The following is a 13,394-nucleotide window of genomic DNA, read 5'->3' as shown; positions in this document are numbered from 1 at the left end:
CGCCTTTATCAACCAAAGACAGCAATATCGTTGTGATCCCGCACTTTTCATGCGATTCTTCCGGCTGGTCTGAAGGAGATGAAAATGCCTGAAACGATGCTTGCGGCGCTATCTAACATTCGGACCGTCGAAGACATGATTTTGGCGTTCCGTAGTGAAGATCATTGTCGTCGGCTGCTGGAAAGCATGGTGTGGCCGGATGGCAGGATTTGTCCCGCCTGCGGTTACAAGCGCTCGATCGCGATCGCCGGCCGGGATGTGGGTAAGCGGCGCGCCCGACCGGGGCTGTATCAGTGCTCGAGCGGCGACTGCCGGTTCCAATTCACAGTGACAACGCACACGCCTCTGCACTCCACGAAGCTTCCTCTACGGGTCTGGCTGAAGGCCATGTGGTTGATGCTGCAATCGGACAAGGGCATGTCCTCGGTGCGCTTGGCCGAAGCTCTCGGAGTGAGTCAGCCAACGGCCTGGCGGATGGGACATGCGCTGCGTCTCATGGTGGCGCGGGAGCATATGCTCGACGGTACGGTGGAGATTGATCATTTTCATCTTGGCGGAAGACCCAGAAAGCATCCCGATGACCAGCCTTCGGGAAGAGGCCGGAAAGGTCAGGCGAACACGCAGAAAACACCGGTGATGGCAATGGTGCAGCGATCGAGTGACATCACGCCGGGCACGCTTGCCGGTGACGCGCGTGCTGCGGTCGTTACCGGCCTCTCGGTGCGAGCAAGCGAACGCGTCATTGAGGCGCAGATCGACTTGGGATCTCATTTGATGAGCGACGAGTGGAAGGCATTCCTCGCTATTGGCCAGAGCTTTGCCAAGCATGAGACCGTGAAGCATTCCGACGGTGAATACGTCCGTGACGCTGTCCACGTCAATTCGGTTGAAGGGTTCAATTCTCGTGTCCGCCGTACTATCGTCGGCGTCTTTCATCATATCAGCCCGCAGCATGCCGACCTGTATTTCCATGAGATCGGCTTCCGCTGGTCGCAGCGCATCGTCATCGGCAATGCGGTCCGCAAAACGCGGCGTGGCCGCCAAACCATCCGGACACTTTGGTCACGCGTGCCGCCGGCACTGCAGTTAGCGAGCGTCTTTCGCGCCGCAACGGGACGTCAAATGCGCCGAAGCCCGGATGGCGGAATTATCATCAAATCAGCCGTAGCTGTCTTTGGTTGATAAAGGCGGCGTACGATTTTGAGCAGCTCTTGTTCTGACCCTAAAAGGACTTGACCTTCCACCCGCTGGAAGGGGTAGGGATTGAAATAGCGGGGCCGGACGAGATCTGGCCGGGTCCTGCCTGCTGTCGCAAAGAATTCATTGGATGCGACACCGATGGCACCGAGGCGTTGCATGACACACGTTCATCACAAAGAGCACATCGCTGAATCAGCGGGGCGGCAGCATCCAGCGGGCCACGGCAAGTCCTCTCGCGGCGACGCCGGAAACTCCAGCCATTCAGGGCACGATCACGGCGAGATGGTGGCCGACTATCGGCGAAGGTTCTGGATCTCGCTTGTCCTGACCCCGCCCGTCCTGCTGCTGTCTCCGATGATCCAGCACTGGTTCGGCATCCAGGGGAGCCTGGATTTCCCCGGAAGCGAGTTTCTGCTGTTCGCCCTTTCGACCGTCGCGTACGTCTATGGCGGCTGGCCTTTCCTGACGGGTTTCACGTCCGAGCTACGCGCAGGCAAGCCCGGCATGATGACGCTGATCGCGCTCGCGATCTCCGTTGCCTATCTCTATTCTGCCGCCGTCACCTTCGGTCTCCCGGGCACGTCCTTTTATTGGGAGCTGGTGACGCTAATCGTCATCATGCTTCTCGGGCATTGGCTCGAGATGCGCTCGGTTATGGGCGCTTCCCGCGCACTCGAAGAGCTCGTCCGCCTGCTGCCGGACACGGCGGCGCGGCTGGACGCGTCCGGTGCTGTCACCGAGGTCCCCATCTCCGAACTCGTTCCGGGAGACCGAGTCCTCATCCGCCCGGGCGCCAAGGTACCCGTCGACGGCGCTATCGTGGAAGGCAGGTCCTCTTTCAACGAGGCGATGCTGACAGGGGAATCGCGGCCGGTGTCGAAGGAAGCGGGTGACAGCGCGATCGGCGGCGCCATCAACGGCGCGAACGTCGTCACGATCGAGGTCACGGCGACGGGCGACAAGACGTACCTGGGACAGGTCATCAACCTCGTCAGGGAGGCGCAGGCGACGCGGTCCCGCACCCAGGACGTGGCGAACCGGGCAGCGGGCTGGCTCACCTACATCGCCCTTGCAGTTGGTTTCGGATCACTCGCCTATTGGGTCCTCGCAGGCGAGAGCTGGCAATTCGCCATCGAGCGCATGGTCACGGTGATGGTTATCGCCTGTCCCCATGCGCTGGGCCTGGCAGTGCCGCTGGTCGTGGCCGTGAGCACGTCCCTGAGCGCCGGCAGCGGGCTGCTTATCCGCGACCGCGCCGCCTTCGAGCGCGCGCGCAACCTGGATGCGGTCGTCTTCGACAAGACCGGAACGCTGACGGAGGGGCTGTTCGGCGTAAGCGACACCGTTCTTCTCGCGGGTGGGAGCGAAGAGGAGGAACTGCGGTTCGCCGCTTCCGTCGAGAGCCATTCCGAGCATCCGATCGCCCAAGGAATCGTGGCAGCCGCAAAGGAGAGAGGCATCGACTTTCCCGCTCCCGGCAATGTCCGAAACCTCACGGGCGAGGGCATCGTCGCAGAGGTCGAGGGACAGGACATCCGGATCGTCAGTCCTGGCCATCTCGCCAGACAGGGCAACCCGGTCCCGGGTAGCCGACTCGGCGAACTGGAAGCAGAAGGCAAGACCGTCGTCGTCCTCGTCCGGAACGGTGTGCCCCGCGCCCTGTTCGCGCTTGCTGACATCGTGAGGCCGGAGTCCCGGGAAGCCATTGCAGAACTGAAGACGCTGGGCATCAGTTCCATCATGCTGACAGGAGACGCCGAGGGCGTGGCGGCGGCCGTCTCCCGCGAACTGGGTATCGAAGAGTACTTCGCCGAGGTGCTTCCCGACGAGAAGTCGGCCAAGATCAAGGAGCTACAGTCCCGCGGCCTCCAGGTGGCCATGGTCGGAGACGGCGTGAACGACGCCCCGGCGCTGGTGCAGGCCGACCTGGGCGTCGCGATCGGCGCGGGAACCGACGTGGCCGTCGAATCCGCCGACGTGGTGCTGGTCAGAAGCGACCCCCGGGACGTGGCGGCAATCCTTGGCCTTTCCCGCGCGACCTACAGGAAGATGGTGCAGAACCTGATTTGGGCGACCGGATACAACGCCATCGCAATCCCGATGGCCGCTGGCATCACTTTCGGGACGGGCTTCCTGATGACCCCGGCAATAGGTGCGGTGTTCATGTCCGCAAGCACCATCATCGTCGCCCTCAACGCCCAGTTGCTCAGGCTGTATCGGAAGACGACATGACACGAACGACAAAACCGGAAAGCGCTTCCTCTTTGATCCAGGACAAACAGCGTTGCGGCGGCGCGGTCTATCTTTGATAGTCGAGAACATTGGAAGGAGAGCAGGTTGCGACGGAACCTGACGAGCACGAAAAGGAAAGCGAATGCGCCGGCCACCGCCGCGCGCCTCGTCGCTCTCCTGCTTGCCGTTCTGGTCGCCTTCTCGCTCTCCACCTTCGGCGGCGGGCACGCCCATGCAACGGGCGGGGAGGTACACGTCGCCATCGGCAACCCGGACGTCGCCGCTGCAGGCCCGCACGGGCATCAGGGGCACGCGCACGCTGTCCCATGCGACGACAGCGGCGCGGATCAGGGCGATGCGGACAACTGCTGCATGTCGGCTACCTCGTGCGCGGTCTGCGTTCCCGTTCCCTCGGCAGGACTGACGTTGGCCACGCAAGCTGCGCCGGCGGCCCTTGTGCCTCCTTCGACGTCGCTCCCGCGTGATCCGTCGACCCTGTCGCGCCCTCCCAAGCTCTCCGTGACCGCCTGAGCGCACGCGCCCGCGGGTTCCGTGCGCTCCCTGAACGGAGTCACGAACAATGAGAGCTTTCACCATGAACATGTTTACGCCAATACACGCCTCGATCTCGCGGCGAGCCACGCTGGCCGCACTTGCGACGGCGTCCGCGCTCGCGCTCCTCATGCCCTTCGCGGGACATGCGGGGGCCGAGGTAGCTTCCTCCGGCTTCGTCTATACGGCCGACGAATACGGGAATTCGGTCAGCCGGATAGACCTCGCCTCGGGCCGGGTCGAGATCGTTCCGGTCAAGGTCACGCCGCACAACGTCCAGTTCGTGCCCGGGATAGACCGCGTTCTGGCGGTCGGCAGTCCTTTGCAGGAGGATGCCAGCCAGGGACACGCCGAAGCCGAGAACAGCAATGGCGGTGGCCATGGCGGCGGTGACGGCCACGGCGACTCCGGGGCGAGCGGCGCGCTGATCGTCCTTGATCCGGCCAGCCTCGCATCGGGTCCTGCATCCACCATCGAGGTGGGATCCCATCCTGCCCATGTGATCGCCGACCATTCCGGCAAGAGCGCCTTCGTCTCCAACTCCGGAGACGACACGGTGACGGTCGTCGACCTCGCCAAGGGCTTGACCGTCCGGGAGATCGGGACAGGGGACTACCCGCACGGCCTGCGGATGAGCCCTGACGGCAGCACGATCTACGTCGCCAACGTCGAGGACGGGACCGTTTCCGTTATCGACACGGTTTCGTTGGAGGAGACTGACAGGATCGAGGTCGGCAAGGCTCCGGTCCAGGTCGGCTTCACACCCGATGGGAGCCGTGTCTACGTCTCGCTCAGGGACGAGAACAAAGTCGCCGTCATCGACACGGCAACCTTGCAGGTGACCGCCCGGATCGACGTCGGCCGCTCTCCAATCCAGATGCACGCAACCCCTGACGGGAAGTTCGTGTACGTGGCCAATCAGGGCAGCGAGACCGAGCCGGACGACACCGTGTCCGTCATCGACGTTGCGGGCGGATCGGTCGTCGAGACTATCACCACTGGCAAGGGAGCGCACGGCGTGACCGTCAGCGACGACGGCGCCCATGTGTTCGTCAGCAACATCGTCGACGGCACCGTCTCCGAGATCTCCGTGGCTTCGCAGTCCGTGGTCCGCACCCACGAGGTGGGCGAGGGACCCAACGGGATCACCTTCCAGGCTCAGTGACGCATGTCCCGGGCGGCAATCCCGCCGCCCGGGCTTTCCTTTGCAAGGAGCACATCCATGAACACGCTTTCCAGAACTGCTTTCGCGGCCGCATTGCTGTTTGCCGCCCCGGCGCTTGCCGAAGACGCACATCACCCGGCTCCTGCCGGGGCTCCTGCCGAAACCTCCGTGCCGACGGAGGCGGCTCCCCAGCCGTCCGCTCCCGCTCCGGGTGACGGAGCCGCGATGCCCGGCGGCATGATGGGCGGCGACATGATGAAGATGATGAAGGAGATGATGGGCCGGCACGCCGGGATGATGCGGGGCATGATGTCGGACGGAGCCGGAATGCCGGACGGCATGATGGGGAAGATGATGGCGCCTGAGCATGTTGAAGGGCGGATCGCCTTCCTTCGGACGGAGATGAAGGTGACGGACGCGCAGCAGCCCCTCTGGGAGGCCGTGGCCGCCGCTCTGCGCGAGAACGCGCGCGCGTCTACGGGCATGATGCAGGAGGCGGTTGCCGCAGGAATGCCGGCATCGCTCGAAAGGCGGGAGCGGCATCTGACAGCCAATCTCGAATCCTTGCGGCGACTGAGGGCAGCCGTCGAGCCCTTCTACGCGTCGCTCGACGAAGCGCAGAAGGCGGCGGCCGACACCCTGCTGGCGCCGATGGGAATGATGTGACGCAAGCCCCTGGCGCGCGGCAAGGCGCGCGCCAGCTGTCACCGCAACGATGGGCGATTTTCCAGTCACCTCGAACAAGGAAGCGGACTCGAATGAACACCTACAGCAGATCCCTCTTCGCCGCCCTGGCGGTGCTCATTGCGTCCCCTGCGGCCTCTATGGCCGCGGTCGAGATGACCGTCTACAAGACACCTTGGTGCGGCTGCTGCCATGCCTGGGCGGAGGCGGTCGAGAGGGCCGGATACAAGGTGTCCACGGTCGACCTCGAAGACCTTTCGGCCATCCGGAAACAGGCCGGGGTGCCAGCAGAGATGGAAGGCTGCCACGTCGCGGCGGTGAACGGCTACTTCCTCGAGGGCCACGTGCCGCTCGAAGCCGTCGGGAAGCTGCTCTCCGAGCGGCCTCAGGTCGCGGGCCTGGCGGTTCCCGGAATGCCGCAAGGGTCGCTCGGCATGGGCGACGAGACCTCCGCCGCCTACGAGGTCTATGCTGTTCCGCGTGACACCTCCGAGGCGCCGTCGGTCTTCTACAAGGCGGGTACCCAGAAGTAGACGGCTGGAGACGATTGATGCCACCGCGCCCCTGACCTGACTGGAAAGAACCATGGTCTATCGAAGTGAAACTCCGCGGCCAAGTCCCGGCTCAGGCTTGCCGGACCTGCAGCTAGACGTCGAATTGCTGAACACCAGATGCTTCTGCATCAGCCTGGACCGTGCAGAACTCAGTCGGGCCTTTCGGGCGAATCCGGAATCACCCGCTATTCTTCCGGCCATGGGTGACAGATATGCCCATATGTTCGCTGCACTTCCCGTTTTCGTGTCGCGGCAGCGCCTCGAGAGGATGGCAGAAATCGTCAGGGCTGCCGAGGCGGTCATAGCGTTGCCCGCCTATCGTGATCTCGTCCTCCAGGGGATGCCCGACATAGCGCGGTTCGAACCCCCGGCGCGGGGCGTGTTCATGAGCTTCGACTTCCACCTGGCATCCGACGAGCCCAAGCTCATCGAGATCAATACCAATGCAGGCGGCGCCCTCCTCAACCTTTCGCTGGCGCGCGCCCAACGGGCATGCTGCGAGGCAGTCAAGTCCATGGTGCCGGGGGCGGGTACGCTCGATGCCCTGGAAGAGGCCTTCTTCGACATGTTCCTCGCCGAATGGCGTCTCGAACGTGGGCAACAGCCTTTGCATCGCATTGCCATCGTCGACGAGCGTCCGGAGGAGCAGTATCTCTACCCTGAGTTTCTGTTGTTCAAGCGCCTCTTCGAGCATCACGGGATCGATGCAGTCATAGCGGATCCCTCGGCACTGCAGTTGCGCGACGGCAGCCTCTGGCATGATCAGGGTCCTATAGATCTTGTGTACAATCGGCTCACCGATTTCACGCTGCAAGAGCCAGCTCATCAAGTTCTTCGCGAAGCCTATCTTGAACGTGCGGTGGTGCTGACGCCGCACCCCTTCGCGCATGCCTTGTATGCCAACAAACGAAATCTGGCGGTGCTCAGCGATCGCCCCGGGCTGCTCGCACTCGGGGTGTCCGACGAGATTTCAGGTACGCTGGCGACAGGTGTTCCGAAAACCGAACTCGTCGACGCGGATAATGCAGAGTCTCTCTGGGCGCGGCGCCGAAAATTGTTCTTCAAGCCCGCCTCCGGATTTGGAAGCAGGGCGGCCTACCGCGGCGACAAGCTGACGAGGCGCGTCTGGAGCGAGATCCTTGCCGGGGACTACGTCGCGCAGGAACTTGTGTCTCCCGGCGAGCGGCTGGTCGGCGAACCCGGCCCGCCGCGGGCCTTGAAGTTCGACGTCCGCAACTACGTCTACGCGGGCCAGGTGCAGTTCGTCACCGCACGTTTGTACCAAGGGCAGACAACGAACGCACGAACGCCAGGCGGCGGCTTCGCTCCCGTGTTCACGACTGCAGCGGCGGATCTAACCGGTTGCGTCCATGGGAAGGATTGTCCGTGACCTCAATCTCGGGCGCTGCGCCCGATGACGGTGCCAGGACGTGCCCGAGGTCCGCGACTGGCAATGGACGAGCAACTAGAGGCCCACGGGAGGTTTCAGGATTGGTACCAGTGATTCTCGCCCTGAACGCTGGCTCGTCCAGCCTGAAGTTCGCCCTCTACGAAAGGCGAGCGAGCCTGCCCCTCGTCCTGAAAGGCAGCGTTGCGTCCCTCAATTCAAATCCCCGCCTCCGGGTTTCCGGGGCCGGGGAGCCTGCACGGCAACGCGACCTTGGCGCCGGACCGTTGGATATCGGAGCGGCGGTCGAGATCGTCGCCGACGAAATCCGCTCCATGGTCGGTGTCTCACGGTTGGAAGCGGTAGGCCATCGCATCGTCCACGGAGGGCGGACGTTCACGTCTCCTGCATTTCTGGACGATGACGTTGTCGAGGATCTGCGTCGGCTGATCCCGCTGGCTCCGATCCACCAGCTGCAAAACCTGGAAATCGCAGACCGGGCAAAGAAGCTGTTCCCCGGCGCGGCGCAGGTCGGGTGCTTCGATACCGCATTCCATACTGGGCGGCCGGCTGTCGCCAAAGCCTACGCTCTTCCGCGCGAGCTGTCGGAAACGGGCATCCAGTCCTACGGCTTCCACGGGGTGTCTTTTGGTTACATCTCTTCCGAACTCCGGAAGTCGTACGGTCCTCCTGCGGGAGGCAAGGTGATCGTCGCCCACCTCGGAAGCGGCGCCAGCCTCTGCGCTATGCTCGACGGAAAGAGCGTGGCCACGACCATGGGCTTCTCGCCCCTCGACGGCCTGGTGATGAGCACACGCTGCGGCTCGCTCGATCCCGGCGTGGTCCTGTACCTGCTGCAGGAACGAAGCATGCGGCCGGACGAAGTCGCAAAGCTGCTCTACGATCAGTCGGGCCTCCTGGGCATCTCCGGGATGACCGGTGACATGCAGCGGCTGCTGGAATCCGACCGCCCCGAGGCGCGGGAGGCGATCGATCTTTTCGTCTACCGCACTGGACGCGAGATCGGCTCTCTCGCCGCAGCTTTGGGCGGACTGGACATGCTGGTCTTCACGGCAGGCATCGGAGAGAATTCGCCAGCCATCCGGGACATGATCGGTAAGGCGGCCAGGTGGCTCGGGGTGCAGATCGACCCGGACCTCAACCTGCAGAACGGAACTTTGGTCAGCACGCCGACTTCGAAAGTACGGGTCCTTGTGATCCCCACCGATGAAGAAGTGGCGGTCGCGCGCGAGGTCCTTCAACTGCTCGAAACGCGATGAAGGGGTGCCGTGACCGTAACCTGCTGACGACCAGCCAGATCGATGGAGAAAGAAAATGACTACCGGAAAGACGAGGGTGGCAGTGAATGGCTACGGCGTGATCGGCAAGCGGGTCGCGGAAGCCATCATCCTGCAGGACGACATGGAACTCGCGGGCGTGGCCGACATAACCGCGGACTGGCGCATGCAGGTCGCGGGCGGGAAGGGCTTCCGGATATACGCTGGGCGGCCTGATGCTTCGGCCGAAATGACGGCGAGTGGCGTCGAGGTCGCGGGGAACCTGGACGAGCTTCTGGCCAATGCCGATGTCGTGGTGGACTGCACCCCGAAGAAGGTGGCCGCGGCGAATATCGAAACCTACAGGAAGATGGGGAGGAAGTTCATTCTCCAGGGAGGCGAGAAGCACGACGCGACCGGACACTCCTTCGTTGCCGAATGCTCCTATGAAAGCGCCCTCGGACGGGAAGCGACACGTGTCGTCTCGTGCAACACGACCTCCATCGTCCGGACGCTTTCCGCCTTGAAGAGGGTGGGGTTGCTGCACAAGGCGCGAGGAACGTTGCTGAGGCGCGCAACAGACCCGTGGGAGAGCCATCTTGGCGGCATCATGAACACGCTGGTGCCTGAAGCCGAGATTCCGAGCCACCAGGGACCGGACGCGCAGACGGTGGACCCGGAACTGGACGTCGTGACGATGGCGGTAAAAGTGCCACAGACGCTGTCTCACCTTCATTACTGGAACGTCGAACTGACCAGGACTGCCGTCAAGGAGGAGGTGCTGGACGCGTTCCGGGCATCTTCCCGCATCGCGATGGTGCGCATCGACCGAGGCCTGGCGGCGTTGAACACCGTCAAGGAATGGATGCTCGATATCGGCCGGCCGCACGGAGACCTGTACGAGGTCGCGATCTGGGAGGACATGCTGAAGGTAGACGGGAATGAACTCTACTACGCCTACATGGTGGACAACCAGGCGATCGTCATTCCCGAGACGATCGACGCAATCCGGGCCCTGGCTGGAACGGAGAGAAACGGGCAGGCATCCATGGCACGGACCGACGCTGCCCTCGGGATAGGGAGGCTCTCGCGTCAGCCAACTTCGCAATGAGCGCTTCGACTATCTCTTGTAGAGAGGCGGATATACCACCACCGCGAGCGCGAGTATCTCGTGCAGGAGCGGACGCGGATAGAGAACCGGATATTGGCGCTTCTCGCGACCCAGGGAATTCGTTCACGACCGTCATTGCGAAACTGGGAGCGAGAGCTCGCGGCGCTCGAGACTGGCGATGGCCGCAAGCTTCCTCCCCGGCTGGCCGCCGAGATCAACCGCTTGCGGCGGCGGCTTGGGCTTGTCCTCGATTTGATCCGTGAGCTGGACGCCGAACGGTATGAGGTCCTCGCAGCTGCTCCAGACGATGCGGTGGTATCCAAGATTACGGCACTGCGGAGCATTTGCGGCATCGGCGACAATTTTGCTGCCGTTCTCGCGCGTGAGGTTTTCTACCGTTCTTTCGGAAATCGAAAGCAGCTCGCGAGCTATGTCGGTCTGGCACCCATGCCTCATCAGAGTGGCGACATGGATCGAGACCGGCGCATCGGCCGGGCGGGCAATGCGCGAGCGCGAAAGACGCTTGTCCAGTTGGCTTGGCTCTGGCTGCGTTATCAGCCCGGGAGCGAACTCTCCGCCTGGTTCCGCCAGCGCGTTGGTAAGCTGCAGGGCCGGACGCGATTGTGGCAATGGCGCGCAAGTTGCTCATCGCGCTCTGGCGCTTCACCGAAACCGGAGAGATCCGGCCGGCGGCGCGCTCAGAGCAGTATAGGAATCGCCGCTGGCTCAGCATCAGCGGCGACGCGAGGAGCATGACCGTCTTCGTCAATGGTCGACTCAGACTGCCGCGTGGCAGGTTGGTCGTGCTCAATCGGGGCCTTGCCTCGTGCATGAGGCATTATGGTTATGGGGTTCCACGTCGAATCCCACCGCATGTAAGGTTACGCAGCCAAGACTGCCGTACAGTGCCGCCCCAAACTCGCTCGCAGAACGATAAATGATGGAGATCGATAGGATGAACGCCATGCCGCCATAAACTCGAACCCTCATGTAAGGACGAATCCTTGTCATGGTCTTCGGAGCGAACGCGCCAGTGCGCAAGATCGGCTCGGTGATCGTGATCGTGTTCCCGATCACGGTGGCAGGGTTCGCCTTGGCGCCGCCAAAAGTGCTGTTCCTCTCTGGTATTGCGGCTTCCTATGGCGCTGCCAACGGGATCATCACCATCGTCCGCGGCTTCATGGTGCCGGAAATGCTCAGCCGGGATGCGTACGGGGCACTCGTCGCACCGATGAATGTCACCTTGGCGGTCGCTCCGCTGACGCGGCCTGGGTATGGTCTGCAGCAGGCGGTTACGATGCCGTACTGGTCGCCATCGGCATTGGCGCTGCGGTTCTGTGCGTAGGCTTCTGGACGGCGGCTGTGCTCAGCTGCTCGCGTTGACGTGACAGAATTGGCCCGGCCGCAATCCAATCGCTCGGCTGACCTCGCCGGGAACCGTATGGGGTCACGGCCGTTCCACGTTATTCGTCAGGCCATTGATGTACATAACCAGGTTCAACGGATCGAACCGGAGGCCGTGAAACTTGGCCGCAAAGCGCCCGCCACGGTCGATCACATGGGTGACCACGCCGTGCATCTGCTGGCCGCCTTCGAGCGGATCGAAACGGACGTTGTATTCCTCCGACAGTTTGCGCGACGCGTCCTCCGCCTGTCCCTCGCGGGTGGTCAGGAAGGTCCAGTTGTGCGGGTTCAGCCCGTGCGCCTCAGCGTATCCCTTCAAGACCTCGGGTGTGTCCGCCGCCGGATCGGTGGTCACTGTCAGGAACTGAACCAGGCTCCTCATGGGCGTTTCATTGACCATGGCCTGGACACGGGCGATCAGGTCGGAGTGCAGCGGGCAGACATCAGTGCAGGTTGCGAAGACGAAGTTGAGCACGACGACCTTGTCCGAGAAATCCGACAGGCGAACCGGATTGCCTTCGGCGTCGGCCAGATCGAATCCGGGCGCTGCGGGAGCGTCGATCGCCTGGAAATACTTCTCTTCGCTGCCCATCAGCCTGTCGAGATCGGCACCCGGGTGATGGGCATGCGCGGGCAATGCAGCCGCCGCGACGGCGGCCATAGCGCCGAGAAGCGATCTTCTGTTCATTTCCGTTCTCCGGTTTGGTCGAGTTCTCGTTCGATGTTCCCTTCGAGGAAGGAGACCATCTCGGGAGTGTCCCATTCGGCGGGTCCGGCGAGCCGCGCGAGCTCGTTTCCGTCGGGGCCGATCAGAAGCGTCGTGGGGAGGCCGAACAGCCCCAGCGTACGGAGCGCGGCCCCGTCCTGATCGATGAAGACGGGAAGCTTGGCCCCGATCTCGTCGAAGAACTTCCGGACCGCGCCGACCCCCGCTCGGTCCACCGAAAGGACGACGACCTCGAATCCTTCGCCGCCGAGCCGCTCCTGCAGGCGGGCGAGCGTGGGCATTTCGGCCCGGCAGGGCGCGCACCACGTCGCCCAGACGTTGAGCAGCACGACCTTGCCGCGCCAGTCCTCGAGGGATCGCGACTTTCCTGCTTCGTCGGCGAAGGCGAGTTCGGGCAAGGGCTGTCGCTCGTCGTGGAGGATTATGGCCGCCGGCTCCTCGGCCCACGCGCTAGTGATCATGAGGACGGCACATACCAGCGCCGACAGGATCGCCTTCACTGCGTCTTCTCCTTCTCCCGGCTGCTCATCTCCGCCTGGTAGGCGCGTTCTCGCTCCGGCCATGTGCTCTTGATGAAGGCGAGGACGGCACGGATCTCCTCGTCGCTCAGCATCTCCCCGAATCCCTGCATGTCGCTCTCGTAGCTGCCGCCCACCACGGCGGCGGGACCTTCCTTGGTGACCCGGAACAACACGCCGTCGGGGTGGTGCCAGGTATGCCCGGACGCGTCGTGCGGCGGGGCGGGCATGCGTCCCGAAGCCAGCGGCCGCTTCCACTCGGGCTGACCTTCGAGGTTGACTCCGTGGCAGGAGGCGCAGTTCTCGGTATAGAGCTGCCGCCCCTGCGCAATCGCGGTGGCATCGCCGGGGTTGGCTCCGAACTGCCAGATCACGGCGAGGGCCGCAGCTCCGGAGAGAATCGCCACGATGCCGAAGGCAACGACCTTCCTGCTCATTTGCGGCCGCTGAAGAACAAGTACTTCACAAGTGCCGCAGCCACGAGGACAAGCACGGCCAGGAGCAGAAGCCAAACCAGCCCCATGCCCGCCATCATGCCGCTCATACCTTCCATCATTGTCGGCTCCTTCCAGTGTCCGATTGC

The 13,394-nt window shown here is 63.3% G+C and carries 13 protein-coding genes and 1 pseudogene; 10 read left to right on the top strand and 4 right to left on the bottom strand.

All coding sequences use genetic code 11. The annotated features are described in order from the left end of the window. The first annotated feature begins 84 nt into the window (after positions 1 to 84). From BFN67_RS10800 to BFN67_RS10750, 10 genes and pseudogenes are all read left to right on the top strand, one after another. A complete protein-coding gene (locus BFN67_RS10800; protein ID WP_080919639.1) occupies positions 85 to 1,182 on the top strand; it encodes an IS1595 family transposase in 1,098 nt (365 codons plus the stop codon). Positions 1,183 to 1,356: 174 nt separating this feature from the next. After that, positions 1,357 to 3,432: a copper-translocating P-type ATPase gene (locus BFN67_RS10795; protein ID WP_080919624.1), complete on the top strand. Its 2,076-nt coding sequence runs from the start codon at positions 1,357 to 1,359 to the stop codon at positions 3,430 to 3,432. Positions 3,433 to 4,027: 595 nt separating this feature from the next. After that, entirely contained in the window at positions 4,028 to 5,149 is a 1,122-nt protein-coding gene (locus BFN67_RS10785) for a YVTN family beta-propeller repeat protein (RefSeq protein ID WP_080919622.1), read from the top strand. Positions 5,150 to 5,206: 57 nt separating this feature from the next. Further along, entirely contained in the window at positions 5,207 to 5,815 is a 609-nt protein-coding gene (locus tag BFN67_RS10780; RefSeq protein WP_080919621.1) for a Spy/CpxP family protein refolding chaperone, read from the top strand. 92 nt (positions 5,816 to 5,907) lie between these two features. Continuing rightward, positions 5,908 to 6,366, top strand: a complete 459-nt coding sequence (locus BFN67_RS10775) for a DUF411 domain-containing protein (protein WP_080919620.1) — start codon at positions 5,908 to 5,910, stop codon at positions 6,364 to 6,366. Between the two features lie 52 nt (positions 6,367 to 6,418). Continuing rightward, a complete protein-coding gene (locus BFN67_RS10770) occupies positions 6,419 to 7,777 on the top strand; it encodes a hypothetical protein (protein ID WP_080919619.1) in 1,359 nt (452 codons plus the stop codon). A gap of 110 nt (positions 7,778 to 7,887) precedes the next feature. Then, positions 7,888 to 9,054 (top strand): acetate/propionate family kinase, encoded by a 1,167-nt coding sequence (locus BFN67_RS10765; RefSeq protein WP_342587445.1) that lies wholly within the window; start codon positions 7,888 to 7,890, stop codon positions 9,052 to 9,054. 55 nt (positions 9,055 to 9,109) lie between these two features. Then, positions 9,110 to 10,162 (top strand): type II glyceraldehyde-3-phosphate dehydrogenase, encoded by a 1,053-nt coding sequence (locus BFN67_RS10760; protein ID WP_080919617.1) that lies wholly within the window; start codon positions 9,110 to 9,112, stop codon positions 10,160 to 10,162. Positions 10,163 to 10,201: 39 nt separating this feature from the next. Beyond that, positions 10,202 to 10,845, top strand: a pseudogene (locus BFN67_RS10755) (IS110 family RNA-guided transposase); the annotation flags it as partial. Between the two features lie 350 nt (positions 10,846 to 11,195). Next, the gene (locus BFN67_RS10750) at positions 11,196 to 11,507 is read left to right on the top strand and encodes a hypothetical protein (protein ID WP_139789131.1); all 312 of its coding nucleotides are present in this window, start codon (positions 11,196 to 11,198) and stop codon (positions 11,505 to 11,507) included. A 102-nt stretch (positions 11,508 to 11,609) separates the two neighbouring features. Here BFN67_RS10750 and BFN67_RS10745 read toward each other — a convergent pair whose 3' ends face one another. From BFN67_RS10745 to BFN67_RS25065, 4 genes are read right to left on the bottom strand one after another with little or no spacing between them, the layout of a single operon-like run. Further along, on the bottom strand, positions 11,610 to 12,227 hold the full coding sequence (locus BFN67_RS10745) for an SCO family protein (RefSeq protein ID WP_139789130.1): 618 nt from the start codon (positions 12,225 to 12,227) through the stop codon (positions 11,610 to 11,612). Positions 12,228 to 12,250: 23 nt separating this feature from the next. Then, positions 12,251 to 12,793, bottom strand: a complete 543-nt coding sequence (locus BFN67_RS10740; RefSeq protein WP_080919614.1) for a TlpA family protein disulfide reductase — start codon at positions 12,791 to 12,793, stop codon at positions 12,251 to 12,253. Next, positions 12,790 to 13,248, bottom strand: coding sequence for a c-type cytochrome (locus tag BFN67_RS10735; RefSeq protein WP_080919613.1), 459 nt, complete (start codon positions 13,246 to 13,248; stop codon positions 12,790 to 12,792). The genes BFN67_RS10740 and BFN67_RS10735 overlap by 4 nt, the downstream gene beginning before the upstream one ends. Beyond that, positions 13,245 to 13,367 carry a hypothetical protein gene (locus BFN67_RS25065; RefSeq protein WP_280951320.1) on the bottom strand — a complete coding sequence of 41 codons (123 nt, stop codon included), beginning with the start codon at positions 13,365 to 13,367 and terminating at the stop codon, positions 13,245 to 13,247. The genes BFN67_RS10735 and BFN67_RS25065 overlap by 4 nt, the downstream gene beginning before the upstream one ends. Positions 13,368 to 13,394: the final 27 nt, after the last annotated feature.

This window comes from Manganibacter manganicus (assembly GCF_002075885.1).
GTDB lineage: Bacteria > Pseudomonadota > Alphaproteobacteria > Rhizobiales > Rhizobiaceae > Mesorhizobium > Mesorhizobium manganicum.
Note: the sequence above shows the minus strand (reverse complement) of the source record. Positions and strands in the feature narration are given on the sequence as shown.